This window comes from Paenarthrobacter sp. NPDC089307, assembly GCF_040685055.1.
Classification (GTDB): Bacteria; Actinomycetota; Actinomycetes; order Actinomycetales; family Micrococcaceae; genus Arthrobacter.
The window spans coordinates 154,933-181,540 of the sequence record NZ_JBFBHE010000002.1; the positions used below are offsets into that span (position 1 = coordinate 154,933).

The following is a 26,608-nucleotide window of genomic DNA, read 5'->3' on the forward strand; positions in this document are numbered from 1 at the left end:
CGCTCCGGCGTCGTACGATCCAAACCCTCCCGTAACGCCCTGCCGCAGGGCAGAATGGTGGCCAGCCGGTGTAACCGGCGCCAACCGGTGAAGGGGACATCACATGAGCACGGTCGTCGGATTTCGAGGCGCCACACGCAGCCTGGCGACCGTGCGGAACCTGCCGCTCACACTGGCCCTGGTGGTGGTCCTTTGGGCTGTCGGAGTGGCAACAGGCAGCGTCCTCAACGGCCCCGCCGAAGCCCTGCTCGACCAAGTGGGCCTCGGCCTGGCGGTGGAACCGGGACCGTGGTGGTCCGTCTTCACGTCCACGTTTTTCGCTTCCTCGCTCCTGGACTATGTTGCCTGCACCGCAGCGATCCTGGTCGGAGTGGGCATCGCCGAACGGGTCATGGGCCCGTGGCTGGCCCTGCTCGCCTTCCTGGCGGGCTCAGCACTCAGCGCCCTGGTACTGGTGGCGCTTGTTGCTTTCGGCACCGACAACAGCGACCAATGGCTGAGCTTCCTTGGCGGCGAATATGCGGTGGGCGCTTATGGCGGCGCTGCGGCCGCCCTGGGATGTTCGACGGCGGCACTTGACCCGCTATGGCGTCGGCGCCTGCGAACGTGGTTGCTTGCCGCTGCGCTGATGTTCGCACTGTTCGTTGGGGTGGCCCAGACCTTGCAGGCGCTTGCCGGCGCGGTCATTGGCATCGTTGCCGGTTGGGCCGCACAGTCTGTTGTGCTCCACAAGAGCGGAGGCTCCTTCCACTCCTCCAGTCTTCGTGAAACGCGCTTCCTGGTGGGGACGGTGGTGGGCGTTTTCGCTCTGGGGCCCCTGCTCACCCAGCTCACGGGCACCTGGGAAGTCGGCCCGCTCTCGGTGGTCTCCGAGGTGATGCTCCAAGCCAGCCCGGACGTTGATGAGGTCCAGGAGGCCTGCAAAAACGAGGCGAACTGCGTGGCCCTGCAGAACATCGTGGGTGTCCGCAGCTTTGGTGCGGCCATTCTGACGATGATTCCTGTCCTCCTGCTGCTGGTCTGCGCCGAAGGCCTGCGCCGCGGACGCCGCCTTGCCTACCGGCTGACCCTGATCATCCAGGTCTATCTGGCAGCGGTAACGGTCCTGGCGATTGTCCAGTACGTCACCGACCCCGAAGTCACCATGGGCGATGACGACTTCGGCTACCTGTTGCTGTACGTGGTCCCCGCGCTCCTGGCGCCGATCATCATCGTGGCACTGCTCCTGGCCAACCGGCACAGGTTCAGGGTGGAGTCCAGCGACGCCGGTTACCGCGCCCTTGGCCGAACCGCCCTGGTTCTGGCAGTGACCGCAGTGGCTCTCTACGTGGCCTTTTGGTTCCTGGAGGGCAATGCGGGCCAATCGACCCTGTGGGACCTTGCCGGCCAGCTGACGCACATCCTGGTGCCCTTCCCCGTTCCGTTCGTAGTCGCCCTGCCACAAGGGCTGTTAAGCACGGTGCTGTACGGACTGGGCGGAGACATCATCTGGCTGGTCATCCTGGTGTTGGTCCTGAAGAACTTCCGCCGTTTCAGGATGATCGCCACCGATCCTGAAGCCGACCTCGGGCACACGCGCGAGCTGCTGCACCTTGGAGGCGGCACTTTGTCGTGGATGGCCCTGTGGGACAACAACCAGTACTGGTTCACCCCCGACAGGAAGGCCGGTGTTGCCTACCAGGTCCATAACGGCGTAGCCCTGACGGTGGCCGGCCCATACGGTGCTGCAGTGCAGCATGACGAGGCCGCGTTCGGTTTCGTGGCCCACTGTTCGGCCCTGGGGCTTGTCCCCTGCTTCTATTCGGCGGATTCCTCCTTGGACGTTCCGCTGCTCGCGCAGGGATTCCGGAAACTCGAAGTCGCCGAGGAAACGCTGCTCAACGTCCAGGCCATGACCTTCAAGGGCAAGGAGTGGCAAAACGTCCGCACCGCGCTGAACCGCGCAGAGAAGCTCTCCATCAAGGATCACTGGTACCACTATGGATCCATGCCGCCGGGGATCAGGGCACAGCTCGCCGAGATCTCGGAGGAGTGGGTGGCGGACAAAGCACTTCCCGAAATGGGGTTCACCTTGGGCGGCCTGAATGAATTGAAGGACCCCGAAGTCCTGTGCTGCGTGGCAGTGGACGACGACGGGTTGGTCCACGGCGTGACAAGCTGGCTTCCCGTTTTCAGCAACGGTTCGGTCTCCGCTTGGACCCTGGACTTCATGAGGCGCCGGACCACGGGCTTCAAAGGCGTCATGGAGTTCCTCATCGCCTCCGCAGTGACGCACTTCAAGGAACAAGTTCCGCGGATATCCCTTTCCGGCTCCCCGCTTGCCAACGCAGGGGCGGCAAATGCCGACGGCGACCGAAGCTCCCTGGACCGCGTCCTGGCGCTGCTCGGAAATGCCCTGGAACCCATGTACGGCTTCAAATCACTGGCCGCCTTCAAATCACGGTTCCAGCCTGAGCACCGGACCCTGTACATGTACTACCAGGATCCCCTGGCATTGCCTTCCATCGGGCTGGCGGTGGGTTCTGCCTACCTGCCGGGCCTGTCCCCCACGCAAAGCGCCGCCTTGCTGCGGCAGATGGTGGCCCGGGAGCCTGCCTCATGAACCGTGAAATGACTCCCGGCCAATGAATGAGGTCCTGAAACTCGAGATCAGCAGCCCCCTCGTCCTGGCCATTGCCGGGATCGCCGGCGCCGGGCTTTTCCTGGTCCTGTTCCTGCGGCCGTCCGCCCGTTGGGTAGGCACAGCCGTGACTGCCATTGTGCTGGCCGGGCTGCTGGGGTGGGTCACCGTCTGGATGGTGGAGGACGTCATGGACGTTTTCCACGTGGGCCTGACGCCGCGGGTGTGGTTCTGGTCCATCAGCTGTTTCGCCGCCCTCGGACTGGCTGCGGTCAGCTTCTTCCACAGCCCGCTCTGGAGGAAGGTGGTTGCCGGCGTATCGGTGCCTGTTTTCGTCATCGTGGCGGCTTTGGGCATCAATGCCGAGTTCGGGCTGAACAACACCCTGGGCTCGGCCCTGGGGATCTCCACCGGGGACGTCATCGAACTGAACAAGCCGAACCCGGACGCCTCCATTCCCGCCGGACCGCTGTGGCAGCACTGGACCCCGCCGGCTTCCATGCCTGCCAAGGGAAAGGTGGGCACGCAGGTCATCCCGGCGACAGCCTCGGGATTCGACGCGCGGCCGGCGGGGATCTACCTGCCTCCAGCGGCCTTGACGGCAAATCCCCCGCGTTTGCCCCTGTTTGTCCTGATGATGGGCCAACCCGGGGTTCCTGACCCGCAGTATGTCGCTGCCGCCCTTGATGACTTCGCGGCCCGGAACAACGGGCTGGCCCCCATCGCCATCGTCGCTGACCAGATCGGCCCCGATGAGGATGACACCCTGTGCCTGGACACCGCCAAGTACGGCAACGTGGAAAAGTACATCAACCAGGACGTGGTGAACTGGGCCAAGGACAACTTGAATATCCTGCCCGACAGGGACCACTGGACCATCGCGGGCTATTCCAACGGCGGCCAGTGCGCCATCTCATTCGCCATTAAGTACCCCGATATGTGGGGCAATGTGCTTGATATCTCCGGCGAGGAATTCCCCGGGGCTGAGGACCCTGAAGGCAATCTGGCAGAAATCTTCGGCGGCAACCAGGCGGCCTACGATGCCGCGAAGCCTGTCAACATCATGAAGGGCAAGCACTTCCCCGATACCACCGCCGTGTTTACTGCCGGCTCCGACGACGCCACGTACGTGGCCGCCGCCAAGACGGTGTCAGCGGCGGCACAAGCGGCCGGAATGGCGGTGACGTACTACGAGGTACCCAACGGCGGACACGTCGGCCTGGCGTTGAAGGCAGGCCTGGATAAGGGCTTCGAGGTGCTCTACCCGCGGCTGGGCCTGTCCCGCTAGCGGCTCCCCTTTTCGCGGCCACCCACCGGCGATAAAGTTGAGATGTGCCACATTGGCAAGAGCTGAACCCGTTTCCGGCACCGTGGCAGCGCAGGGATGACCGCATCCTCCCGCTGTGGTGGGACCGCCTGTGCTCGGTGACCAGTCCGCCGTCGGCCGCTTTGTACGCAGGCGGACTGTTCACGGACGACCGGCGCAGGCCCATAGCCCAGTGGTACAACCCTGAAACGGATGCCGCGTTGTTGGTGGCCCCGGAGACTTCACCCGAGTGGCCCGTGCAGCGGTTCGGGATTTTCTATGCCCCTCCCGGCGGAGGATTCACCAGGGTCTACTCGGCTCCGCATGAGTGGCATCCCCGCGAACCCAGGACTCCTCCCACCGAGCAGGATTCGTTCATGGCGGCCGTGGCTGAAGCCGCACGCTTCCTGCAGGTGGAGATGGATTTCGTTTAAACAGCGGACCCCGCACCAGCAGCGAAGCCGGTACGGGGTCCTTGTGCTCCTCCGACTGGACTTGAACCAGTAACCCTTCGATTAACAGTCGAATGCTCTGCCAATTGAGCTACGGAGGAATGAAGCGGTTATGACTTTAGCAAAGGTTTTACCGGATGCGAAATCGGCAGTTGATACCCCTCCGGGGTATAAAAAAATCCCCGTTCCGGCTAACCGAAACGGGGATTTTGTGCGCTCCTCCGACTGGACTTGAACCAGTAACCCTTCGATTAACAGTCGAATGCTCTGCCAATTGAGCTACGGAGGAATGAAGCGGTTACTAGCTTAACAGGGGCCTGCCGGAAAACGAAATCGAGGCTCTCAGCCGTCCGATCGCAGGGCCCGGCGCTCCATTTCCAGCTGCATCAACTCGCGGTTCAGGCGCTGGAACTCCTCTGGCTGGGCAGCGGCATCGAGCCGCTGGAGCTGCCCCATCTTCTCTGCCTTGATGCGCGTGATCTGCAGTTCAAAGAGGCGGGCCAGGATGTCGCGGCAGTACCGCTGCATCGCTTCGGGAGTGCTGGCGGGCAACGGCGTCACTGCGAGCTCGGACACCAGGTTGCGCAGGGGTTCGGGTACTTCCTGCCGGATCTGCTCCACCCAGGACACCGGATCCGCCGCATAGGCCAGTCCCGTGGCACGAATCGCAGCGTGTATGGCCGAGTAGGCAGGCGTGGCAAACAGCGAGGCCGCAAAGCGGTCCCAAGCCACTCCCGCCAGTACGGCAGGGTCCTGAAGCACCACCTCAAGTGCCTGGCGCTCCATTCCGGCAACGGGATCGCGCGGGTTGGGGCGCTGGAAGACCGGACCGGCCGACGGCGGTGCTGCCGCGGCTGCAGCAGGATCCCCCGGACCGGAAGCATTGCCGGCGGTGCTCCCGCGCTTGGCTGCGGCACCGACGTATCGGCTGACTTCCTCGATGGGCATACCCAGCCAGCCGGCAAGGTTCCGCGTGTATTCGGGCCTGGTGGCCGAGTCCCTGATCTGCGCCACTACCGGCGCGGCCTCCCGCAGCGCTGCCACGCGGCCTTCCACGGTGTCCAGGTTGTGCCGCCTCAGGGTAGCCCTGATGGCGAATTCAAAAAGGGGCTTGCGCGTGCCAATGAGTTCCCGCACGGCCGCATCACCCTTGAGCTGGCGAAGGTCGCAGGGATCGGCACCGGTGGGCTCTACGGCCACATATGTTTGGGCAGTGAAGCGCTGGTCCTCCTCGAAAGCACGCAGGGCCGCCTTTTGGCCTGCTGCGTCACCGTCGAAGGTAAAGATGACCTCTCCCCCGCTGCCGTCGTCCGAGAGCAGCCGCCGGGCCACCTTGATGTGTTCTGTGCCGAACGCCGTACCACAGGTGGCTACCGCCGTCGTGACTCCTGCGAGGTGGCACGCCATGACGTCCGTGTACCCCTCAACCACTACGAGTTGGCGGTCCTTGGCGATGTTGCGCTTTGCGAGGTCGATGCCGTAGAGGACCTGGGACTTCTTGTAGAGCGTGGTTTCCGGGGTATTCAGGTACTTGGGCCCTTGGTCGTCCTCAAAGAGCTTGCGGGCACCGAAGCCGATGGTGTCGCCGGCGATGTCGCGGATGGGCCAGATGAGCCTGCCGCGGAAGCGGTCATAGATGCCCCGGTTACCTTCGGAAAACATGCCTGTGAGCTTTAATTCGGCATCGGTGAACCCACGGCCCCGCAGGTGCTTCAGGAGGGCATCCCAGCCCTGGGGGGCATACCCGACGCCGAAGTGTTCGGCAGCGGCGCGGTCGAAGCCACGGCCATCGAGGAAGTTCCGGCCCTCTGCGGCTCCGGGCGTCAGCAGTTGGGCGCGGAAGAACTCATCGGCGATTTTGTGGGCGTCAAGAAGGCGCTGGCGCTTGCCCACTTCCTCGCGGCTGGGGCCTGTGCCACCGTCCTCGTAACGCAGCTCGTACCCGATCCTGGCAGCGAGCTTTTCCACGGCTTCATGGAATGAGCTGTGGTCCATCTTCTGGATGAAGGAGATGGCGTCGCCGTCCTCGCCGCAGCCAAAGCAGTGGTAACGGCCAACCTGCGGCCTGACGGTGAACGAGGGTGAACGTTCGTCGTGGAAGGGACACAGGCCTTTGAAACTTCCCAGCCCGGCACCCTTGAGCGTGACGTAACCGTCAACGACTTCCTTGATATCCGTGCGCTGGCGTACTTCGTCGATATCTTCACGTTTGATCAGGCCAGCCACGTGTCCATCCTAGTGGGTCACCACAGCGACGGCAGGCTGCCCACCAGTCGCTCGTACATGGCCAAGGCAGAAACGTCCGTCAGCGATGCCACCTGGTCGATCACTACGCGCAGGCGGGCACCGTCGTCGACGGCGTCCCGCCAGTCAGCGGCGAACATCGGCTCCAGGTGGCGGTCGCCTGTGGCGTTCAGGACGCCCACGAGAGCGTGCAGCACCTCTCGCTGGCGCTCGTAGACGGGCTGGCGGTGGTCCGTGGAGATGACGAAGGTGGTGGCAAGGCCCTTGAGCACCGCAATCTCGGTGACTGTTTCCTCAGGCACCATGAGTTCGGCATCGTAGCGGGTGAGGTTGGCCGGGCCGAAATGGTCCCGGGTCGTTTCCATGGCGCTCTGGCAGAAGCGGCCGATCAGCTGGCTGGTCATGTCCTTCAGTGCAGCCATGGACTTACGGCTGCCATCGGCCTCGCGCACCCAGACCTTGGTGGCCTCGAGCCGGGCCAGCGCGGCATCGATTTCCGCGGGATCGTTGTGCGGGAGGTACCACTGCTTGGTGTAGCCCACCACGCGGGCACGGTGGTCCGGATTCTCCATCCATTTCAGCTGGAAATGTCCGGCCACGATCGCGTCCTCGACATCATGGACCGAGTAGGAGATGTCATCGGCCAGGTCCATCACCTGGGCCTCGATGCAGGAACGGTTTCCGGGTGCCCCTTCGCGCAACCACTCGAATACGGGAAGGTCGTCTTCATACGCCCCGAATTTGCTGGTGCGGTGGCCATGGATGACAGGGGCGTCGACGGCGGACCATGGGTATTTGGACGCAGCGTCCAGGCTGGCGCGGGTCAGGTTCAGCCCTGCCGGCCTGCCGTCCGCGGTCAACACCTTGGGTTCAAGCCGGGTCAGCAGGCGGAGTGTTTGGGCGTTGCCTTCGAAGCCGCCGATGGTGTGTGCCACCTCGTTCAAGGCTGATTCGCCGTTGTGCCCAAAGGGAGGGTGGCCCAGATCGTGGCTCAGGCACGCGGTGTCCACGACGTCGGGGTCGCAGCCCAAGGACCGTCCCAGTTCGCGGCCCACCTGGGCTACCTCCAGGCTGTGCGTGAGCCGGGTGCGGACAAAGTCGTCGGTATCCGGAGCAACAACCTGTGTTTTGGCTCCCAGCCGTCGCAGCGCAGAGGAGTGCAGGACCCTTGCACGGTCCCGTTCAAAGTCGGAGCGGTAATTGCTCTTGCGTGGTTCCTCAACCCACCGGGCAGTGTCTGCCTCGGAGTATCCGGGGATGGCCAGCACGAAATCGTGGCTTGCTGCATCGTGGCCAAGCATTGCTTCGGTTCCCATGGGTCTGCCTCCTTCAAGCGCCGGGGTGTGGAGCTTCTTGAGCCAGTCTTACACGTGTGAGGCTAGCCGCCCGAAACGTCCAGTTCCGCCGCCGAGATATCTGCGCTTTGTTCAGCGTTCAGCTGGCGGCTCTCCAGCCAATCCTTCGGCAGCGCCGGCTTCTTGGGAGAACCCGCACGGCCGCGTGGACCCTCCGAGTCAACGCCAGGGTATGGAAGATCCATATCCAGCTCGTCAAGAAGTTCTCGCAGCACTTCCAGGGTTGGCACCGTGGCCAGCTTGGCCCGCAACTCCCCGCCCACCACGTAGCCCTTGAAGTACCAGGCCATGTGCTTGCGGATCTCACGGAGCGCCTTGTATTCGTCGTTCCCGAAGGTCTCCACCATCAGTTCCGCATGGCGATACACACCCTCGGCAACCTCGCGCAGCCCGGGCCGGTGCCGCTGGTCGCTGCCTTCGAAAGCTGCCTGCAGGTCCCCAAACAGCCAGGGCCGACCCTGGCAGCCACGGCCCACAACAACGCCGTCGACGCCGGTTTCCCGCACCATCCGCACGGCGTCCTCGGCCGACCAGATATCGCCATTGCCCAGCACCGGGATGTCCGGGAGTGCCTCGCGCAACCGTGCGATCGCGGACCAGTCGGCCTGGCCCGAATAGAACTGCGCCGCCGTCCGCCCGTGGAGCGCCACCGCAGCTACGCCGGAGTCCCGGGCGATGCGGCCGGCGTCGAGGTAGGTCAGGTGGTCGTCGTCGATGCCCTTGCGCATCTTGATGGTCAGCGGGATGCCACCCTTGGATGCTTCCTTGACCGCGGTCTGCACGATTGAGGTGAAGAGGTCGATCTTCCAGGGCAGTGCGGAGCCCCCGCCGCGACGCGTGACTTTGGGTACCGGGCAGCCAAAGTTGAGGTCGATATGATCGGCGCGGTCCTCTTCAACGAGCATCCGGACCGCAGCGCCCACTGTTACTGGGTCCACGCCGTAGAGCTGGACGGAACGCACTTTCTCGTCTTCGTCATGGGAGATGATGCGCAGCGATTCGGGCGTCCGCTCCACCAAGGCGCGCGAGGTCACCATCTCTGCCACGTACAGGCCGCCACCGTATTCACGGCAAAGCCTGCGGAAGGCCGAGTTGGTGATCCCGGCCATCGGCGCAAGGATTACCGGGGTGTCCACGGTGATCCCGCCGAGCTTAAGGGGCGGGAGCTCGAGCTTTGGTGCGGGGGGCGTCGCTACTACAGTCACTTATCCATTGTTGCAAAGGTGGGCAAATCGGGCATTGAACGCCCTACAGCAGCCAACCATTCTCGTGGGCCAGCCGTACGGCCTCAGCCCGCGTGCGGCCACCCGTTTTGGCCATGGCCGCCGAAAGGTAGTTCCGTACCGTGCCCTCCGAAAGCATTGCCGCCTTGGCAATATCTGCCACCGTCCCGCCGTCGGAGGCAGCTTTCAGCACCTCCGCCTCACGGTCGGTCAGCGGACTGTCCCCGGACATCAGCGACTCCGCTGCAAGCGTAGGGTCGACCACGCGGAGGCCGCTGTGAACACGGCGCACGGCCTCGGCCAGCTGCCGTGCGGGGGTGTCCTTGACCACGAAGCCGGAAGCGCCGGCCTGCATGGCCCTTCTGAGGTAACCGGGTCTGCCGAACGTTGTGACCATAAGGACACGGCATGAGGGCGCCGCACGGCGAACAGCCGCCGCCGCGGCGATGCCATCCAAGCCCGGCATTTCGACGTCGAGCATCGCCACGTCCGCGGAATGTTCCACGACGGCGGACACGACGCCGGTGCCGTCGCCCAGCTCCGCGACCACTTCGATGTCGGGTTCAAGGCCCAGGAGGGCGGCGAGGGCACCCCTGACCAAGGCTTGGTCGTCGGCAATCACCAACCGGATCGTCATACGTCAACAGCCAATCTGAACCCTCCCAGGTCGCTCGCTCCAATGCTGAGCGTTCCGCCCGCAGTCTCCACTCGTTCCCGGATCCCCGCCAGGCCCGTACCTGCCGCTGTCGGGCCCGGCCCCACGCCGTCGTCCTCCACCAGAACCGCCGACGCCGTCAACCGGACCCTGCAGCGAACGGCCCCTGAGTGCCGCACCACGTTGGTGACGCCCTCCCGGAGGACCCAGCCGAACAGCTCGCGGTATTTGGCAGGAACCTGCTCCACGGTGCGCGGAAGATCGGCGTCGATGCCGGCCGACTCCAGCGCCGTCCGCGCAGCTGCAAGCTCGGCCAAGACGTTGACGCCCCGGTAGCCGGCCACGGTGGCGCGGACATCGGCGAGCGCACCGCGGGCCAACTCCTGGACCTCCCCGATCTCGGCCACGGCCCTGTCCTTCGCCGCGCCATCGGGCGTATCCTCCAACAGCCGCCCGGCCAGTTCGGCCTTGACGGCGATCACGGTGAGGGAATGGCCCAGGATGTCGTGCATATCCCTGGCCACCCGGCTCCGTTCCGCTGCCACGGCGGCATCGGCGAGTTCAGTCTGGGCTGCGCGGAGCTCAGCTGTCTGGCGGATGAGCCGGGCAAACGAAGACATCATGAAACCCAGCGACAAAATGAGCGCCGGCTGGAAGAACGCTTGCTCCGGGTTCCCGTCGGCCAGTTCGGACGCCAGCGAAATCCCGGACAACCCCATGATCAAGGCAAAGTCCACGCGTGGCGGCAAGGGAGTCATCGCGATGGCGCAGGCCAGGAACGGCCACGTCCAAAGGGCCTCCTTGCCGACCAATCCAATGACGACGCCATTAAGTGCCAGGAGTATCGCGACGCACAACAGGCCGGTGCGGTTGCCACGGCGTCGGCTGAACATGGGCAATATGGCATACGCTGCGAAGAAGGCCACCAGGGACGCCGACGCCAGCACCTTCCAGCCAGCCGGCTCGTCCACCGACCACACCAGGTTCCAGGTGGGCCAGGCCCAGAGGACGATGGAGAAGCCTGCGCCTATGAACCACCTGCGGGGTCCGGGGCCACGCAAGGATTCCCTCAGGGATGGGCTGCTCATGGATCCCACCTTAGTCAAGGGAGGCAGGGCTCAAACACGGCTGGTATCCCGGCGGAAGGCCATGGCGGCTCCGCCCACGAAGATGGCCAGCCACACCAGCACGTTGACAATCCACAGGGCGTCAAACTCCCCTGTGATTGGACTGCGCGCCAGCTGTCCGATCCCGTAAGCCGGCGTAAATTTGGCGATTGCGCCAAAGGTGTCGCCCATGATCTCGATCGGCATGAAGAGCCCGCCGAGCATGGCCAGAATCGCAAGGGCCGGCCCCAGGATCTGCATGACGTTCTGGCTTGGCATGAGGTACCCCACAAAGAGGCCCAGCGCGGCGAATACCAGGGAACCCACCCAGGCCACGAGCCCGGCGGTCAGCCAGGTCTGCGCGTCCATGGTCACCCCGGCAATCGCACCAATCACGAACTGGGCGATGACTGCAAGCAGTGAGAGGGTCAGGGCGGCGGCTGCCTTGACCGCAATATAGGCACCGGGCAGCATGGGCGTCAGGCGCAACTGCCTGCTCCAGCCCTGCGCACGTTCAACGGCAACCTGGCTGCCCGCACCCGTAGCTGCCGTCATGGCCGCATACACGGTGAGGCTGATCAGGATGTACTGGCCGTAGCTGTGGCCGTTGGGCAACTGCTGGTTCTTGTTGGACAGGCCGAAAATGAAGAAGAAGATGGCCGGCATGAGCACCGTGAACATGATGGTCCGCCGGTTGCGGAGCATCCGCTTGATCTCAATCCAGAGGAACGTCGCGTTGACGCCTCCCGCGGAGGGCTTGCGGTCCTGCATTGCTGTCGACTGGCTCACGCGCGGTCCCCTTCCAGAATCGTAGGGGATGTGGCCGCCGGGGCTGTGGCTGTAGGGACTTGGTCTGCCGTCAGCGCCACAAAGGCCTCCTCGAGATTGTTCGCGACGACCTCAAGATCGTGGGCGCCGGTGTTGTTGAGCAGGTACCGGACCACCGAATCCGAGTCGGCGGTGCGGACGGTGACGCGGCCGCCGTCGAACTCCACCTGATCGGCACCTGCCAGTCCTGCCAGCAGCGCGCGGTCATCAGGCGGCAGCGAGGCCCGGACCGTCCTCCCGGAGGCCAGGTTCTTGATCTGGGCCGCAGTGCCATCAGCAACCACTGTCCCTTGGCGCACCAGCACTATTCTGTCGGCGTAGGCGTCGGCTTCTTCAAGGTAATGGGTGGCGAAAATGACGGTCCGCCCCTTCGAGGCGTCATCGCGGATGGCGGACCAGAAGTCCCGGCGCCCGGCAACATCCATGCCGGTGGTCGGCTCATCCAGGATCAGCAGGCCAGGGTCCGGGACCAGTGCCATGGCAAAGCGCAGGCGCTGCTGCTGTCCGCCCGAGCACTTCTCCACCCGGCGATCGGCAATGTCCAGAATTCCCGCACGGGTCAGGACTTCATCCACGGGCCGGGCCGAATCGAACATCGCGGCCGTCAATTGCACGGTTTCCCGCACACTGATGTCGCGCAGCAAGCCGCCGGTCTGCATCACGGCCGCCACCTGTCCGCGGGCGATGGCACCCCGGGGTGTGTGGCCGAAGATGGAGACCTCGCCCTGGTCCGGACTGCTCAGGCCCAGGATCATGTCGATGGTGGTGGTTTTACCGGCTCCGTTGGGCCCCAGGAAAGCCACGACTTCCCCCTGCTGCACCGTCAGGTCCAGGCCGCGCACAGCCTGGACCGTTCCGAAGCTCTTGTATAGTCCGGCTGCGCGAACGGCCGGCACTCCCGGTGTTGTCATTGCTCCCCCTGGAATAGGTCTTGTCCACCCATTCAAGCCGGAGGAAGGTCCGCGCGCCCGTAGCGGGTGTCACCCGTTCGACATGACAAATGTCATCCGGCTAGCCGTTGCCCCGACGCTCGGCTTCGCGCTGCGCCCTGCGGCTTCCAGGCCGCGCCGGCCCGCTGTCCGCGCCCGGCCGAGCGCCGGCGTCGTTCCTTTCGTCCTGCTCCGAACCCACGACGACGGCGGCCGCGGCCAGCGCGCCGGTATCCTCAAGGTCGTCGGCACGTACGGTCGGTCCCCCGGCGGCGAGGCGTTTCAGGCCAGTGGCCTTGACCACCAGGACTGCGATCAGGGTGGTGACCGGAATGGCGAGGACCAACCCGATGGAGCCCACCAAGGTCCGGATGACTTCCTCCGAGAGTTCTGCGCTGGTCAGGGCTTCGGCCAGGGGGCGGTCGTACAGCATCACGATGATGAGGATGGGAAGGGCCGCACCCGCGTAGGCGAAGGCGATGGTGTAGACAGTTGAGGCGATGTGGTCCCGGCCAATCCGCATGGCCGAGGAGAAGAGTTTGCGGGCGCTGGTGTTCGGCGCCAGCTCGTAGAGTTCCCACACTGCTGAGGACTGGGTGATGGTGACGTCATTAAGGACACCCAGGCCGGAAATAATCAGCCCGCAAAGGATGATCCCTGAGATCGAGATCCGGGGTGACATGTTGACCAGCGTTGAGGCGTCGTGGTTGCCCACCCCGGCCAGGTTGGCGGCGTCGGTGGCCCAGGCGGCCAGCAACGCAGTGATCCCGAGCCCGAAAATTGTGCCAAGCAACGCCGTCGACGTTCGCGCCGAGAATCCGTGGGCAAAGTAGAGGACCCCGATCATGATCACGGTGGAGCCCACCAACGCCAGCAACAGGGGCGGCTTGCCCTCCACCAGCCCGGGCAGGATGAAGCTGACCAGGACGAAGTAGGCGCCCACCAGGCCCACAAGTGCCCGGAAGCCACGCCAGCGGGCCACGGCAATCACCACCACCGCATACAACACCGCCAACGCGGCGATGGGGATGTTGCGGACGAAGTCCACGAAGACATATGCCGGCGCACCACTGCCGGCGTTGTTGCCCTGGACGCCCGAGAGGTTCAGGTACCTGATGGAATCGCCGACATCAACACCATGGGACATCGCCACGTCGGGGTTGATGACCACTTTGACCGCTTCTCCACCCTTGTCCGGCACGGTGAAGGCGAAAGTGCACTGGGAGCCGCCGGATTGGTTCTGGCTGGACTGGTTTTGTCCTGTGCTGGATTGACCGGTCTGCGTGCAGCTTTCCACCACCACGCTTTGGATCCGGCCGGTATCGAACGTGACGCCGGGGGCAGCCTGGTAGGGACTGGAGAAATTGATCCCTTCCCGGCTGCCCGATGGCCACATCAGCAACATCGCCACGAGCGTCAGGACACCCAAGGGAACCAGGACCGCCGCCAACAGCCAATTGGCCCGTTTCCGGGAAGCGATCGCCTGCGGGGTTGGCTCCGGCCCCTCTGGATGACCGTGGGAGTGACTGTGGCCCATCAGCTGCAAAACCTCATGGGTTAAGCCTACGTGGGACGGCGGGGACTCCTGGCTCAGGCTGGCGCGATGTTCTGGTTGACGCGGAAGAGGTTTCCGGGGTCATATTTGGCTTTAATCGCCACCAGCTTCTCCCAGTTGGGTCCGTAGTTGTCCGCGATCCGGTTCTGGTCCTCGGAGTCCATGAAATTGATGTATCCCCCGGCTTCCGAATGCGGGGCCAAGGCAGCGGCGTATGCGCGGGCCCATGCGATGTTTGCTTCGTTGTCTGCAGGGTCCGGCCATTGCGTGGCGATAACCGGCGAGAACTTCATGTCGCGGTGGGCAAAGGCAGTGTCCTGGACCCCCACGCGGGATACGGCACCGTCGATGGGGTAGACGTGGACCGCAGTGTTGACGCTGGTCACGGTTGCGCCGAACTGGGCATGCGCCGCAATGGCTCCGTCATTGAGCTCCCGGAGGAAGTTGGCCTTCCAATAGCCCTGCATGCCTTTTTGGTTGAGACCATCAAACGCCACATTCAGGGCCGGATAAGGCATGGGCGCCACCATGGAGCCTGCCACGGGGGCGGCGTCCAGGAACGGCTTCCAGCGTGCTTCGCCTTCTGCCGGATCGCCTGTCCACATTCCTACCACCACGCACACGGATTTTCCGTGCCATTCCTCTGGAAGGAAAGGCACCGGTGGTCCTTGGTGGAAGCCCAGGAAAGCCCCGAACTCTTCCGGTGCGGAGGCTATGTACTCACGGTAGAACCGGGCCACCGCAGGGATGTTCTCCGCGCCATAGATAATGATCCCCGCATGGACCATATCCACTGGATGAAGCTGGAATTCCAGGGAGGTCACGACGCCGAAATTTCCGCCACCTCCGCGGATCGCCCAAAAGAGGTCTTCGTTCTGGTTTTCGCTGGCAACCAGGAAGTTGCCATCAGCGGTCACGACATCCGCGGACACAAGGTTGTCGCAGGAGAGCCCGTACTTTCTGGCGAGATAGCCGATGCCTCCGCCCAACGTCAGTCCCGCCACGCCCGTGGATCCCACGATGCCGCCGGTAGTCGCGAGCCCGAACGCATGGGTGGCGTGGTTGAAGTCGGCCCAGGTAGTACCGGCTTCGGCACGGGCCCTCGAACTTGCAGGATCCACCCGCACTCCGGTGCGGTTCACGAAGTCCAGAACCAGTGCGTCATCCCACGTGCCAAATCCGGGAGCGCTGTGGCCACCTCCCCTGATGGCAAGTGGCATGGAGTGTTCGCGGGCGAAGTTCACCCCGGCTATGACGTCGGAGACCTGCGCTACACGGATGACGCCGGCGGGACGTTTGTCCACCATGGCGTTGAAGACGGCCCGTGCCGTGTCGTAATCAGGATCTTCGGGAGTGACGAGTTGCCCGCGCAACTGTTCCCGGAGCCCGTCGAGGGCAATCTGGTTCATTCTGCATACCATCGATTCAGACGTGAGACCGGACTTTCCACACGCTTCTCCCCCCCGGATGTGATGGCGTGGGGGCTTACGTCGTCAGGACTACTCCTGAGCCTTTGCATCGTCAAGAACCTTTGGCAAAGGACCCCGGAAACAGCAAATCCTGCCTGGCCCCGGAGACAGGGGCCAGGCAGGATTTGCCAGTGGTTTCGGCGGAGTTCGTCAGTCGCTGACGATCAAAGTGTCCGCGCCCCGGACGTGGGCCTTGCCGGATTCCAGCAGAGGTTCCAGGACCGTCCGCAGCGCGGTCATGGACTCATCGACTTCCAGCAGCACAGGGTGCTGGTAGGCAATGAGCGCCAGCAAGTCACGAACCGCGAAGGCAGCTTCCTCGGCGGACAGGCTGGGGTCATGGCCCAGGAAGACATCGGAGGGCTCGTCCGCGTTGCCCTGTGCGTAGCTGATGGCGAATGCCTGGATCTTGCCCTTGCGACTGGCGGGAACACCCTGGCCAAAAGCGCTGGCCTTGGGCGCGCGGAGCACGATGGCACCGTGGGCGCCCGTGAGGTCGTGAAGGAACAGGCGTTGGACGGTGGCAATGCTGAGCTCCCCTGGGCTGTCCCAGTGGTGGACGTGGGTGTAGTACTTGCCCACGACCTCGCTCAGCTCGACGGAACCTGTAGCCAGGTCCTCCACGCGCTCGGACGCAGCTTCTTCAGAACCATCGCCGAACCGCGGAAGCGAAAGCGGTTCCGGCTCCACCACCACCAGCTGGGAACGCTGGATGGGAGCAAGACCGGCCGCGGCTGCGAACGCAGCGCCGGCGGTGTCCGGCTCCACTTTGCTGCGCAGCCTGGAAACGCCCGACGGCGAGTTCCCGGCTTCGGCACGGAGCATGGTCAGCAACGTTGCCCCGACGCCTTCACGGCGGTGGTCCTTGGCAACCTCGATGTAGGCCCAGAGGCGTTCCGGGTGCAGCGAGGCTTCATGGACCACGGCGGCGGCAACGGGGATCCGCACGCCGTCCACCACGTCCTCGGCCACGATGCACCGGCGCCACGGCTGGTTGCTCGACGGTGCGAGCGCAGCACGGAACTGCTCAGCCGGGAGGGTCTCCGGACCACCCCAGATTTCCAGGAGGGCGAGGTCGTCGCCCTCCTTCCATTCGCGGTATTCCAACGCCATGATTAAGCGCCGATCAGGCGTGCGGCGAGGTAGCCCTCAACCTTGTCCAGGGAAACGCGCTCCTGGCTCATGGTGTCGCGCTCACGGATGGTCACTGCCTGGTCTTCGAGCGTGTCGAAGTCCACGGTGATGCAGAACGGAGTACCGATTTCGTCCTGGCGACGGTAGCGGCGGCCGATGGCACCGGCGTCGTCGAAGTCGATGTTCCAGTTCTTGCGCAGCTGGGCGCCCAGCGCCTTGGCCTTGGGCGAGAGGTCCTCGTTGCGGCTCAGCGGCAGGACCGCTGCCTTGACCGGGGCCAGCCGCGGATCCAGCTTCAATACCGTACGGACGTCGACGCCGCCCTTGGCGTTGGGTGCCTCGTCTTCGGTGTACGCATCGATCAGGAACGCCATGAAGGAGCGGGTCAAGCCGGCGGCGGGTTCGATCACGTACGGCGTGTAGCGCTCGTTGGTGGCCTGGTTGAAGTAGCTCAGGTCCGTGCCGGAAGCCTTGGCGTGCGTGGAGAGATCGAAGTCCGTACGGTTCGCGATGCCTTCGAGCTCGCCCCACTCGGAGCCCTGGAAACCAAAACGGTACTCGATGTCCGTGGTGCCCTTGGAGTAGTGGCTGAGCTTTTCAAGCGGGTGCTCGAAGAAGCGCAGGTTGTCTTCGCGGATGCCCAAGTCCGTGTACCAGGACATGCGCTCCTTCATCCAGTACTGGTGCCACTCCTCATCCGTGCCGGGCTCGACGAAGAACTCCATCTCCATCTGCTCAAATTCACGGGTGCGGAAGATGAAGTTGCCCGGGGTGATTTCGTTGCGGAAGGACTTGCCGATCTGGCCGATGCCGAACGGCGGCTTCTTCCGGGACGTGGTGAGCACATTGTTGAAGTTCACGAAGATGCCTTGGGCGGTCTCCGGGCGCAGGTAGTGCATGCCTTCGTCGCTGGCTACCGGTCCGAGGAAGGTCTTCAGCAGGCCGGAGAATTCCTGGGGTTCGGTCCACTGGCCGCGGGTGCCGCAGTTGGCGCAGACAATGTCCGCCAGGCCGTTTTCTGCCGGGCGGCCCTTCTTCTCCTCGTACTCTTCTTCGAGGTGGTCCGCGCGGTAGCGCTTGTGGCAGGAAAGGCACTCCACCAGGGGATCCGAGAAGACCTCCACGTGGCCGGAGGCTTCCCACACCTGGCGGGGAAGGATGACGGAGGAATCAAGGCCTACAACGTCCTCGCGGCCGCGGACCATGCTCTGCCACCACTGGCGCTTGATGTTTTCCTTCAACTCTGCGCCAAGGGGACCGTAGTCCCAGGCAGAACGGGAGCCACCATAGATTTCACCGGCCTGAAAGACAAAGCCCCTCCGCTTGGAGAGGGAAATGACCTGGTCAAGGACGGATTTTGCTGCCATGGGTGACTCCATTTGTTCTACAGGGCCGCTGGGTGCGGTCCGCGGTGGTTGGCCCCCGGATTCCGGACGTGGTTGCCCGGCGGGGTGATGGGGAAATTTGCTGACTCCTACCCTACCGGCCTTTCGCCGCACCCCTTCGTGCGAAGGCTCCCTTCGGCCACGGCAAGGTGGCAACGATGATCGCGGCCAGCGTCAGGACGGTACCCAGCACCGTGGGCAAGGCGACCACCGTGCCGGGACTGGGGATCACGACGTCGAGCACCAACGACCCCACCAGTTGGCCGGCAATCATGCCCAAGCCGGTGATCAGGACGCCAAGGGTGCGCACCAGCAGCGCCGCAAGGCCAATGGCCACGCAGCCCAGCGGCCCCCCAACGTAGTACCACCAGTCGGTGGGCAAGGGATTTCCGGTTCCAAGCACCGCGATCTTGACCAGCCAGGCGATCCACAGCACTACGGACCCGGCCAGGAAATTGACCAACGTGGCCGCTATGGGAGTGCCGTAGTGCACAGTAGCGGTGCCGTTCATGGCTTGCTGGAAGCTCATCAGGAAACCCGCCAAAAGAGGCAGCAGGACCGGAAGAACCAGCGTGCCGACGTCGGATGAGCCGGCAAAGTGCGGCGACACGGCCCAAGCGACAGCCGCCACGGTGAGGACGCTTCCCACCACCCGGAGGCCCGTGATGGAGCGTTTGCCGCCGGGGGCAATTCCGAGGCGGTCTACGAGCAGGCCGCTCAGGGTTTGGCCCGTCACCGTCGCCACCGTGAACAGGGCTACGCCCAGCAGGCCCACCGTGAACGTTTGGGCGATGACGAAAAACGCGCCGATGCCGCCGGCCATGACGTAAAAGCGGGGGAAACTACCGGTGCGGACTGCCGGGACAATGCGCTGCAGACCGGCCCTGCCTTTGGGCGTCGCGACCGAAATCGCGCCAATGACCACCAAGCCTGTGGTGAAGCTCACCACAGCAGCTGCGATCCCGTCATTCAGGGTGGCACCCAGGGCCCCGTTGATGCGTCCTTGGAGCGGGAGCACCAGGCCGGTCACCAGGGCCAGGATGAGGCCAATGGCCAATGGAAGGGCGGGACGGGAGGAAGGCTGCGGCACCGTCACCACACTACTTCAGGCATCATTGCTGTATGAGCAACCCCGAAATCGAAGAAATCCCCATCCGCGACGACATGATCCGCCTTGGCCAGCTGCTCAAGCTCGCCAGCTTGGTCGAAGACGGCGTGGAAGCTGCGGAGCTCATCAAGAACGGCCTGGTCAAGGTCAACGGCGAGATCGACGAGCGACGCGGCCGCCAGCTCCATGCCGGCGATACCGTAACGGTCAACGGACAGACCGTCCGGATCACCACCGCCTGAGCAACGCTCCTGAGCAACGCCCCCTAGGGCGCGAGGACCTTGTGGGTGAGGAACTCCCCTACGTGTCCGATTTCCTGCTGGTTGATCCCGTGCCACATCCCGGCGTAGAGCACCTTGGTGAGGTCCACGTGCTGGCGTACCCAGCCCATGGTGTACTCGATCTTGTCCTGGGTGATCACAGGATCCTGCTGGTCGCGGCCCCAGAACATCGGAACTGAACCGTCCAGTTCGTCGTCGCGGAAGGCGGCGTCAGCACCGGCGTCGATCACAAAGCCTGAAAGCCCGACGACGGCAGCGAAGTCCGCTGGACGGTACCGGAGCATGGTGGTGGCCATGGCCATGCCCATGGAGAAACCCAGCAGCGTTACCGAGGAATGGTTGGCTTTGACCGTATCCAGCCACTCGAGGGCGTATTCGGCGGCAAGCTTCACGGCGTCCAGGGAGTAGTCGATGGAGGCAGTCAGTGGGAACCACGTATAGCCCGGACCCGTGGGCATCGGGGCGCGGAGGGCGGCCACCACGAAACCCTCCGGGAGGAGCCCGGCCAGGCTGAAGAGGTCCTCCTCATTGGACCCGTAGCCATGCAGCAGGACCAGCAGGGGCTTGCCGGCGCGCTCAGCTTCGTTGTGGGACCACAGGACAACAGGTGCAGGGAAAGCGGGGGCTTCAGTCATGCCTCCATTCTTGCAGTTACCCGCTGGTAACAACCTACGGTGGCGTAGGTCGGGCGTCAGGAGGCAGGATATGAACGTGAGTGAGAACAATCATTTGTTGCAATCGGGCGAACCCCTTCAAAAGCACCCTTGGAGCCGATATGTGGCGCTGGGTGATTCGTTCACCGAAGGCATCGGCGACCCCGAGCCCGCAAATCCCGGAGGCAACCGTGGCTGGGCGGACCGGGTAGCCGAAGAGCTTGGACGCGGCCACGAAGATTTCGCCTATGCCAACCTCGCCATCCGTGGCCGGCTGCTGCAGCAGATCATCGACGAGCAAGTGGGGCCCTGCCTGGAACTGCAACCGGATCTCGTGTCCATCTCGGCAGGCGGCAACGACCTCATCCGGCCGGGCGGCGATCCTGACCTTCTGGCCGAGAAGCTGGACGCCGCCGTCGGCGAGCTTGGTTCCGGCGGTGCCACCGTGGTCCTGTTCAACGGCCCGGATACGGCGTCTTCCGTGCTGGGCCGCATCCGGGGCAAGGTTGCCATCTACAACGAGAATCTGCGGACGGTGGCGGCCCGCCACGACGCCATCATTGCTGACATGTGGTCCTTGCGGCAGCTGGCCGACCCCCAAATGTGGGATGTGGACCGCCTGCACTTCTCGCCCCTGGGTCACCACACCATCGCGATGATGGTCCTGGACGCGTTGAACGTCCAGCACACCCTGGAGCCCCTGCTCCCCAAACCCCTGCCTCCCCGGACGTGGCGCGAAGCCCGGTCCTCCGACCTGGTGTGGGCCCGCGAATACTTTGTCCCCTGGGTCATCCGGCGGCTCAGGCACCAGTCCTCCGGCGACGGCATCACGCCAAAGCGCCCGACGCCGGGACCCGTCTTTGGTGGCGGCGGCACCTTGCTGCCGCGCAGCTGAGCGCAATGATGGGCGCGGTGTACCAAGGTCATGGCTGAGGAGTCCTCCCGCACAGCCGGTGTCCGGCAGTTGCGCCTGAGGCGGCAGCAGTTACGGCCACCCTTGGGCGCCGGACCCGGTGATGTGGTCCGCAACCTCCTGGCCGTCCAGTCCCAGGAATTTGCCTATGCCCGCTGGACCGTGGCGCAACGGACGCCGTGCGGCACTGCCGCCGACGTGGAACAAGCCGTTTCTGATGGAACGATCCTGCGCACCCACATCCTCCGCCCCACATGGCACTTTGTCCACAAAGACGACCTCGGCTGGCTGATGGGGTTGTCCGCCGACCGGCTGCACCAGGGCAACAAAGGAATGTACCGGCAGACCGGCGTGGACCAGGAGACGGCCGCCCGCAGTGGCCGGATCCTGGCGGCAGCTGTAGCCGGCGGCGCGCACAAAACCCGGGAAGAACTGGCCGAGGCAATGGGGCAGGCCGGCTTCCCCAGCAAGGGGTTGGGATTCATCTACCACCTCATGCACGCGGAAATCAGCGGCATCCTCGTCAGCGGCCCTCCTGTCCGGTCCGACGGTGGTGCACTGAAACAGACGTATGCGTTGTTCGAGGAACGCGTCACCGGTCCGTTTACCGGGACCCTCACCGGGGCGGACCGTGAGCAGGCGCTGGGGCAGCTTGCACTGCGGTACTTCAGCAGCCGGGGACCTGCCACCGTGAAGGACTGTGCGGCGTGGTCCGGGCTGACCATGAAGGACGTGAAGCTGGGCCTCACCGTCGCTGATGAAATATCACCGGGCGCTTTGGCCTCGGCTTCCTTTGATGGGATGGACTTCCATGTGGCTGCGTCCGAGGTGGCGAGCCTGGATGCTCCACACGAAGCCGCCGACGGTTCCGCACTCCCCCGGGTGGACCTCATCCAATGCTTCGACGAGTACGTAATGGGCTATTCCCAGTCCCGCCACTATCTGGGCGGCACGGCGCCCTACCTTCCTGAAGACAACGGCCCCATGCATGTGGTCCTCCTGGACGGCAGCTTGGCAGGATGGTGGCGGCACGGCTTCAATGGTGGTGTCTGCGAGCTCGACGTCCGCATGAACAGGCCTGCAACCAGGGATGAGCAGAGCGCGCTGGAAACCGAAGCAGCGCGCTACGGGCGCTTCCTGGGTATGGAAACAAAGCTGGTGTGAGCACGCGGGGCTAAGCTGGGATAAGACCTAGGAGGCCTGCACTGTGAACAATCTGATCTTCTGGATCATCGTCTGCTCGTGGCTGATTCCGATGGGGATCCGCATGTACAACCGGTCCAGGGCACGCCGCCTGCAGAACGGGAACTTCCGCGGCCCGGATTACCCCGGGCCGGGATACCCTCCGCAGAACTACCCGGGCCAGAACTACCCTCCGCAAAACTACCCGGGCCAGAACTACCCTCCGCAGAACTATCCGGGCTTTCCAACCGAGCCGCCCGTCATCCGGCCCGCGGACGAGGCACCGCAGGCGGCTCCGCCGTCGGGCGCTTCCTACCAGCCGGGCGGCACATACCAACCCGGCGGCAGCTACCAGGCAAGCCCGCCAGCACCGTCACCGTATCCAGGTTCAGCCCCCGAACCACAGGGGTACCGCGCCAGGAAACTGGCAGAGCTGGATGCGAAGTTCACCAACGGCCAGATTGCCATGGAGGACTACATGAAGCAGCGTGCGGAGATCATGAACGGCTGAGCACCGGTACCGCAGGAATCCGGTGGCTCAGGCGAAGAACGCGCCGCGAAGCTGCTCCGACAACTGGCCGATTTCCGTGAGGAAGCCATCGTGGCCGATCGGGGCCGCGATGGTGTGCACCGGAACAACGCCCGGAAGTGCCGCTGCCAGTTCCCTGGACTGGGCTGGGAAATACAGCCTGTCCGTGTCCACCGCAGCTACGAAGAATTCAGCTGTCGTACGCGAAAGGGCCTCCTCCAGCGTGCCGCGTCCACGCGTGATGTCGTGGGACATGAGTGCTTCGGTGATAGCGATATAGCTGTTGGCATCGAATCGGCGGACTAGCTTCGTCCCTTGGTGATCAAGGTAGCTTTCCACCTGGTAGCGTCCGCGCTCGCCCAGCACTGCCGCAGCCAGTGGTGACTCCTGGTGCTGGGCTTCCCTGCCGAACCTCAGGTCCAACTCAATGGCTGAGCGGTAGGTGATGTGGGCGATCCGGCGGGCCAGCGCAAGGCCGTGTTCCGGGGCCGCGCCGCCATAGTAGTCCCCGTTGTTGAAATGCGGGTCCTGCCGGATGGCGAGGGTTTGTGCCTGGGCGAAGGCAATTTGTTCGGCAGTACTGTAGGCGCCCACCGAAATGACGGCGCAGCGCTTGACCCTTTCCGGGTACGTAACGGCCCATTCGAGCGCCCTGGCCCCGCCCATCGAGCCGCCCAGGACAGCATGCCAGGCTTCAATCCCCAGCAGGTCCGCCAAGCGGGCTTCGGCGACGGTGCTGTCACGAAGAGTCACCAGCGGGAACCGCGACCCCCAGGGCTTGCCGTCGGGCGCTTTGGAGGAAGGCCCGGTGCTTCCGTAACAGCCGCCCACAATGTTGATGGATATGACGAAGAAACGGTTGGTGTCGATGGTGGCACCGGGCCCCACGAGCTGCTCCCACCAGCCTTCCTCGTCCGTGGCACCGCGGGCAACATGGGTGCTTCCCGTCAGGGCATGTTGGATAAGGACAGCATTGGAGCAATCTGCGTTGAGTTGTCCCCATGTTTCGTAGGCCAGTACGACGTCGGGGAGGTAACCGCCGGCTTCGAGCGCCAGCGGACCTATGCCCGCGTATTTGACTGTTCCGTCTTCTTCACCGGATTTGGGAAGGGCTGTAGCAGTGATGGTCATTCCTTTGATACCTAACCTCGCGCTTGCCTGTCGCCTTGCGTGCGAACAGGCCAGGTCCTCACCCGGGGCACCCCGCCGCGGAAGGAGGGTTGCCGGCCAGCAAGCCGGGGCTATCTGCTGGCACTCATGACCTAATACGTAGAGTCTAGGAAAAACACCATGGTTCTGGCGAAGAATGTGACACCAGTGTGACGTTCAGGGCTCTTTTGATTCACCAAAGAGCACCCTGGACTGCCGCCCGGCGAATAATCGTCGATCCGGGCGGCAGGCCTGAATGTATCAGCTGTGTGCGTGAACCGCCTGCTCAGGCACCCTTGGCAGCGCGGAAGCCGGCTTCAAGGTCGGCAATGATGTCGTCGATGTGCTCAATGCCAACGGACAGGCGGACCAGGCCCGGGTTGACGCCGGCGACGAGCTGCTGCTCCGCAGTCAGCTGGCTGTGGGTGGTCGACGCCGGGTGGATGACCAGGGAGCGGACGTCGCCGATGTTGGCCACGTGGGAGTGCAGTTCGAGCCCGTCCACGAAACGTTTTCCGGCTTCCACGCCACCCTTGATGTTGAAAGCGACGATGGCGCCCGTGCCTTGGGGACCGTACTTCCGGCCGCGCTCGTACCAGGGGCTGGACGGCAAGCCCGCGTAGGCGACCGATTCGACGTCGTCATGGTCCTCAAGCCATTGAGCCACCTTGGTGGCGTTGGCCACATGGCGTTCCACACGCAGGCTCAGCGTCTCCAGGCCCTGGGCGATGAGGAAGGCGTTGAAGGGGGCCACTGCGGAGCCGAGGTCGCGAAGAAGCTGGACGCGGGCCTTCAGGATGTAGGAGAGGTTGGCGCCAAGGGCACCGTCCTTGCCGAGATCGCGGGCATATACCAGCCCGTTGTAGCTGGGGTCCGGGGTGTTGAAACCCGGGAAGCGCTCAGGGTCCTTGCCGAAGTCGAAGTTGCCGGAATCAACGATCACGCCGGCAATGGCCGAACCGTGTCCGCCCAGGTACTTGGTGGCGGAGTGGACCACAATGTCGGCGCCCCATTCGATGGGACGGATCAGGTAAGGGGTGGAGAGCGTGTTGTCCACGATCAGGGGCACGCCTGCTTCGTGTGCCACGCCGGCAACGCCCTCAATATCCAGCACATCCTGGCGTGGATTGGAGACGACTTCGCCAAAGAACAGCTTGGTGTTCGGCTGGACGGCGTCGCGCCACTGCTCCAGGTTGTCCGGATCTTCGACGAAAGTCACGGAGATTCCGAACTTCTTCAGGGTGTGCGCCAGGAGGTTGTAGGTGCCGCCGTAGAGGCTGGGGCTGGCCACGATGTGGTCGCCGGCCTCGGCAATGTTCAGGATGGCAAATGTCTCGGCTGCCTGTCCGGAGCTCAGCAGCAGTGCGCCCAGGCCACCTTCAAGGCTGGCCACCCGCTGCTCCACGGCGTCCTGCGTCGGGTTTCCAATCCTGGTGTAGATCGGAGCGAGCTCGGCCAGGGCGAAGCGGTTGGCAGCACTTTCGGCGCTGGGGAACACGAAGGACGTAGTTTGGTAGATCGGCAGCGAACGCGCTCCCGTTGCCGCGTCCGGTTCCTGGCCTGCGTGGATCTGGCGGGTTTCGAAAGACCATCCTTGGGACATGGAGTTCTCCTGTTCGTAACGCATGTGATCGGCTGATGGGCAGTGGGAAGGAAGCTGCGGCCAGTCTAGGAAGTGTCCGGGCCCTTGGACAGCTTTGTGACGTCCTTGGAATTTTTGAGGTCTTTTGCGGCTTTCCATGACGCCCGGGATGAGATCCCATCATGGTTAGGCTTGACTTAGCTGAGACACCGATCACAAAGTGCCAAGATGAAGCCATGCGCATGGATCACGTCTCTTACGCCTGTGAACGAGATGGCCTTCTGGCCACTACCGAACGAATTTCCGCGGCTCTGGGAGTGGACGCAGTCCGGGGTGGAGTGCACCCGCGCTTCGGCACCCGGAACATGATCATTCCCCTCGCGGACAACAAGTACCTGGAGGTCGTCGAGGTCCTGGACCACCCCGCTTCCGACAAAGCACCCTTCGGCCAGGCAGTCCGTGCACGCTCAGCGGCCGGCGGCGGTTGGATGGGCTGGTGCGTGGCAGTTGAGGACCTCGCACCTTTCGAGGAGCGCCTCGGCCGGGCCGCAGTACCGGGCAACCGCAAGTTCCCTGACGGCCGCGAACTCGTGTGGCAGCAAATCGGCATCCTCGGCCTGATCGCCGATCCGCAGGTGCCGTACATGCTCAAGTGGGAGGGCGACCCCTCACTGCACCCGTCCAAGGTCTACGAGAGCGACGTGAAGATGTCCAGCCTCACCATCGCAGGCTCGGCCGAGCGCGTCACCGAATGGTTGGGTGAGCCGGTGGAGAAGCCGCTCGAGGACGTCGCAGTCCAGTGGATGGCCCCCCACGGCACGCCCGGCATCCTGGCCGTCACGTTCGAAACCGCCTCCGGAGCAGTCACCATCTGACCGTTCCCTTCATCCGGGCCCACCCTGGCCCTGGACGCCTGGGTCCAAACAAAGCTTCGGCCGCCATCAGCGGGT

General features: G+C 64.2%; 23 protein-coding genes, 2 tRNA genes and 1 riboswitch. Of the genes, 8 read left to right on the top strand and 17 right to left on the bottom strand.

Annotation, left to right across the window (positions count from 1 at the left end):
- The first annotated feature begins 103 nt into the window (after positions 1-103).
- From AB0N72_RS04715 to AB0N72_RS04725, 3 genes are read left to right on the top strand one after another with little or no spacing between them, the layout of a single operon-like run.
- Positions 104-2,602: a DUF2156 domain-containing protein gene (locus tag AB0N72_RS04715; protein WP_363929806.1), complete on the top strand. Its 2,499-nt coding sequence runs from the start codon at positions 104-106 to the stop codon at positions 2,600-2,602.
- A gap of 22 nt (positions 2,603-2,624) precedes the next feature.
- Positions 2,625-3,908 carry an alpha/beta hydrolase-fold protein gene (locus tag AB0N72_RS04720; RefSeq protein ID WP_363929807.1) on the top strand — a complete coding sequence of 428 codons (1,284 nt, stop codon included), beginning with the start codon at positions 2,625-2,627 and terminating at the stop codon, positions 3,906-3,908.
- A 44-nt stretch (positions 3,909-3,952) separates the two neighbouring features.
- Positions 3,953-4,360 (top strand): hypothetical protein, encoded by a 408-nt coding sequence (locus AB0N72_RS04725; protein ID WP_363929808.1) that lies wholly within the window; start codon positions 3,953-3,955, stop codon positions 4,358-4,360.
- 46 nt (positions 4,361-4,406) lie between these two features.
- Here AB0N72_RS04725 and AB0N72_RS04730 read toward each other — a convergent pair.
- The 14 genes from AB0N72_RS04730 to AB0N72_RS04795 form a co-directional block, all read right to left on the bottom strand.
- A tRNA-Asn gene (locus AB0N72_RS04730) sits at positions 4,407-4,479 on the bottom strand.
- Positions 4,480-4,594: 115 nt separating this feature from the next.
- Positions 4,595-4,667 (bottom strand) — tRNA-Asn (locus AB0N72_RS04735).
- Between the two features lie 53 nt (positions 4,668-4,720).
- A complete protein-coding gene (gene dnaG / locus AB0N72_RS04740) occupies positions 4,721-6,604 on the bottom strand; it encodes a DNA primase (RefSeq protein WP_363929809.1) in 1,884 nt (627 codons plus the stop codon).
- Positions 6,605-6,621: 17 nt separating this feature from the next.
- Positions 6,622-7,938: a deoxyguanosinetriphosphate triphosphohydrolase gene (locus tag AB0N72_RS04745; protein WP_363929810.1), complete on the bottom strand. Its 1,317-nt coding sequence runs from the start codon at positions 7,936-7,938 to the stop codon at positions 6,622-6,624.
- Positions 7,939-8,000: 62 nt separating this feature from the next.
- Positions 8,001-9,182 (bottom strand): tRNA dihydrouridine synthase DusB, encoded by a 1,182-nt coding sequence (dusB, locus tag AB0N72_RS04750; RefSeq protein WP_363929811.1) that lies wholly within the window; start codon positions 9,180-9,182, stop codon positions 8,001-8,003.
- Between the two features lie 43 nt (positions 9,183-9,225).
- Positions 9,226-9,837 carry a response regulator transcription factor gene (locus AB0N72_RS04755; RefSeq protein ID WP_363929812.1) on the bottom strand — a complete coding sequence of 204 codons (612 nt, stop codon included), beginning with the start codon at positions 9,835-9,837 and terminating at the stop codon, positions 9,226-9,228.
- Positions 9,834-10,943: a histidine kinase gene (locus AB0N72_RS04760; protein ID WP_363929814.1), complete on the bottom strand. Its 1,110-nt coding sequence runs from the start codon at positions 10,941-10,943 to the stop codon at positions 9,834-9,836. Before AB0N72_RS04760 ends, AB0N72_RS04755 begins: the two co-directional genes overlap by 4 nt.
- Before the next feature lie 30 nt (positions 10,944-10,973).
- A complete protein-coding gene (locus AB0N72_RS04765; RefSeq protein ID WP_363929815.1) occupies positions 10,974-11,750 on the bottom strand; it encodes an ABC transporter permease in 777 nt (258 codons plus the stop codon).
- The gene (locus AB0N72_RS04770; protein WP_363929816.1) at positions 11,747-12,700 is read right to left on the bottom strand and encodes an ABC transporter ATP-binding protein; all 954 of its coding nucleotides are present in this window, start codon (positions 12,698-12,700) and stop codon (positions 11,747-11,749) included. Before AB0N72_RS04770 ends, AB0N72_RS04765 begins: the two co-directional genes overlap by 4 nt.
- A gap of 100 nt (positions 12,701-12,800) precedes the next feature.
- On the bottom strand, positions 12,801-14,255 hold the full coding sequence (locus tag AB0N72_RS04775) for a YibE/F family protein (RefSeq protein WP_363929817.1): 1,455 nt from the start codon (positions 14,253-14,255) through the stop codon (positions 12,801-12,803).
- A 53-nt stretch (positions 14,256-14,308) separates the two neighbouring features.
- Positions 14,309-15,682: an FAD-binding oxidoreductase gene (locus tag AB0N72_RS04780; protein ID WP_363929818.1), complete on the bottom strand. Its 1,374-nt coding sequence runs from the start codon at positions 15,680-15,682 to the stop codon at positions 14,309-14,311.
- A gap of 210 nt (positions 15,683-15,892) precedes the next feature.
- Complete coding sequence (locus AB0N72_RS04785) at positions 15,893-16,855, bottom strand: GNAT family N-acetyltransferase (RefSeq protein WP_363929820.1); 963 nt, start codon at positions 16,853-16,855, stop codon at positions 15,893-15,895.
- 2 nt (positions 16,856-16,857) lie between these two features.
- Positions 16,858-18,243: a glycine--tRNA ligase gene (locus AB0N72_RS04790; RefSeq protein ID WP_363929821.1), complete on the bottom strand. Its 1,386-nt coding sequence runs from the start codon at positions 18,241-18,243 to the stop codon at positions 16,858-16,860.
- Between the two features lie 112 nt (positions 18,244-18,355).
- Complete coding sequence (locus AB0N72_RS04795) at positions 18,356-19,360, bottom strand: DMT family transporter (protein WP_363929822.1); 1,005 nt, start codon at positions 19,358-19,360, stop codon at positions 18,356-18,358.
- A 23-nt stretch (positions 19,361-19,383) separates the two neighbouring features.
- Here AB0N72_RS04795 and AB0N72_RS04800 point away from each other — a divergent pair, with 23 nt between their 5' ends.
- Entirely contained in the window at positions 19,384-19,611 is a 228-nt protein-coding gene (locus AB0N72_RS04800; RefSeq protein ID WP_363929823.1) for an RNA-binding S4 domain-containing protein, read from the top strand.
- A gap of 23 nt (positions 19,612-19,634) precedes the next feature.
- Here the strand turns inward: AB0N72_RS04800 and AB0N72_RS04805 are convergent, their stop codons facing one another.
- Entirely contained in the window at positions 19,635-20,285 is a 651-nt protein-coding gene (locus AB0N72_RS04805; RefSeq protein WP_363929824.1) for a phospholipase, read from the bottom strand.
- Positions 20,286-20,355: 70 nt separating this feature from the next.
- On the opposite strand from AB0N72_RS04805, the gene AB0N72_RS04810 reads away from it, so the two are divergent.
- The 3 genes from AB0N72_RS04810 to AB0N72_RS04820 are packed head-to-tail and all read left to right on the top strand — an operon-like array spanning position 20,356 to position 22,909.
- The gene (locus tag AB0N72_RS04810; protein WP_363929825.1) at positions 20,356-21,198 is read left to right on the top strand and encodes an SGNH/GDSL hydrolase family protein; all 843 of its coding nucleotides are present in this window, start codon (positions 20,356-20,358) and stop codon (positions 21,196-21,198) included.
- Positions 21,199-21,228: 30 nt separating this feature from the next.
- A complete protein-coding gene (locus AB0N72_RS04815; RefSeq protein WP_363929826.1) occupies positions 21,229-22,380 on the top strand; it encodes a winged helix DNA-binding domain-containing protein in 1,152 nt (383 codons plus the stop codon).
- A gap of 43 nt (positions 22,381-22,423) precedes the next feature.
- Positions 22,424-22,909, top strand: a complete 486-nt coding sequence (locus AB0N72_RS04820; RefSeq protein WP_363929827.1) for a hypothetical protein — start codon at positions 22,424-22,426, stop codon at positions 22,907-22,909.
- A gap of 27 nt (positions 22,910-22,936) precedes the next feature.
- Here the strand turns inward: AB0N72_RS04820 and AB0N72_RS04825 are convergent, their stop codons facing one another.
- The gene (locus AB0N72_RS04825; protein WP_363929828.1) at positions 22,937-24,058 is read right to left on the bottom strand and encodes a homoserine O-acetyltransferase; all 1,122 of its coding nucleotides are present in this window, start codon (positions 24,056-24,058) and stop codon (positions 22,937-22,939) included.
- Positions 24,059-24,072: 14 nt separating this feature from the next.
- A riboswitch (SAM riboswitch) is annotated at positions 24,073-24,190 on the bottom strand.
- A 172-nt stretch (positions 24,191-24,362) separates the two neighbouring features.
- Entirely contained in the window at positions 24,363-25,703 is a 1,341-nt protein-coding gene (locus tag AB0N72_RS04830) for a bifunctional o-acetylhomoserine/o-acetylserine sulfhydrylase (protein ID WP_363929829.1), read from the bottom strand.
- A 191-nt stretch (positions 25,704-25,894) separates the two neighbouring features.
- On the opposite strand from AB0N72_RS04830, the gene AB0N72_RS04835 reads away from it, so the two are divergent.
- On the top strand, positions 25,895-26,533 hold the full coding sequence (locus AB0N72_RS04835; RefSeq protein ID WP_363929830.1) for a VOC family protein: 639 nt from the start codon (positions 25,895-25,897) through the stop codon (positions 26,531-26,533).
- Positions 26,534-26,608 lie beyond the last annotated feature (75 nt).

What these genes read in the sequence shown, in the direction of transcription:
- AB0N72_RS04715 (WP_363929806.1), top strand. Translation starts at nt 104, where the DNA reads ATGAGCACGGTCGTCGGATTTCGAGGCGCCACACGCAGCCTGGCGACC.
- AB0N72_RS04720 (WP_363929807.1), top strand. Translation starts at nt 2,625, where the DNA reads ATGAATGAGGTCCTGAAACTCGAGATCAGCAGCCCCCTCGTCCTGGCC.
- AB0N72_RS04745 (WP_363929810.1), bottom strand. Translation starts at nt 7,938, where the DNA reads ATGGGAACCGAAGCAATGCTTGGCCACGATGCAGCAAGCCACGATTTC.
- AB0N72_RS04755 (WP_363929812.1), bottom strand. Translation starts at nt 9,837, where the DNA reads ATGACGATCCGGTTGGTGATTGCCGACGACCAAGCCTTGGTCAGGGGT.
- AB0N72_RS04760 (WP_363929814.1), bottom strand. Translation starts at nt 10,943, where the DNA reads ATGAGCAGCCCATCCCTGAGGGAATCCTTGCGTGGCCCCGGACCCCGC.
- AB0N72_RS04770 (WP_363929816.1), bottom strand. Translation starts at nt 12,700, where the DNA reads ATGACAACACCGGGAGTGCCGGCCGTTCGCGCAGCCGGACTATACAAG.
- AB0N72_RS04775 (WP_363929817.1), bottom strand. Translation starts at nt 14,255, where the DNA reads ATGGGCCACAGTCACTCCCACGGTCATCCAGAGGGGCCGGAGCCAACC.
- AB0N72_RS04780 (WP_363929818.1), bottom strand. Translation starts at nt 15,682, where the DNA reads ATGAACCAGATTGCCCTCGACGGGCTCCGGGAACAGTTGCGCGGGCAA.
- AB0N72_RS04785 (WP_363929820.1), bottom strand. Translation starts at nt 16,855, where the DNA reads ATGGCGTTGGAATACCGCGAATGGAAGGAGGGCGACGACCTCGCCCTC.
- AB0N72_RS04790 (WP_363929821.1), bottom strand. Translation starts at nt 18,243, where the DNA reads ATGGCAGCAAAATCCGTCCTTGACCAGGTCATTTCCCTCTCCAAGCGG.
- AB0N72_RS04800 (WP_363929823.1), top strand. Translation starts at nt 19,384, where the DNA reads ATGAGCAACCCCGAAATCGAAGAAATCCCCATCCGCGACGACATGATC.
- AB0N72_RS04805 (WP_363929824.1), bottom strand. Translation starts at nt 20,285, where the DNA reads ATGACTGAAGCCCCCGCTTTCCCTGCACCTGTTGTCCTGTGGTCCCAC.
- AB0N72_RS04810 (WP_363929825.1), top strand. Translation starts at nt 20,356, where the DNA reads ATGAACGTGAGTGAGAACAATCATTTGTTGCAATCGGGCGAACCCCTT.
- AB0N72_RS04815 (WP_363929826.1), top strand. Translation starts at nt 21,229, where the DNA reads ATGGCTGAGGAGTCCTCCCGCACAGCCGGTGTCCGGCAGTTGCGCCTG.
- AB0N72_RS04825 (WP_363929828.1), bottom strand. Translation starts at nt 24,058, where the DNA reads ATGACCATCACTGCTACAGCCCTTCCCAAATCCGGTGAAGAAGACGGA.
- AB0N72_RS04830 (WP_363929829.1), bottom strand. Translation starts at nt 25,703, where the DNA reads ATGCGTTACGAACAGGAGAACTCCATGTCCCAAGGATGGTCTTTCGAA.
- AB0N72_RS04835 (WP_363929830.1), top strand. Translation starts at nt 25,895, where the DNA reads ATGCGCATGGATCACGTCTCTTACGCCTGTGAACGAGATGGCCTTCTG.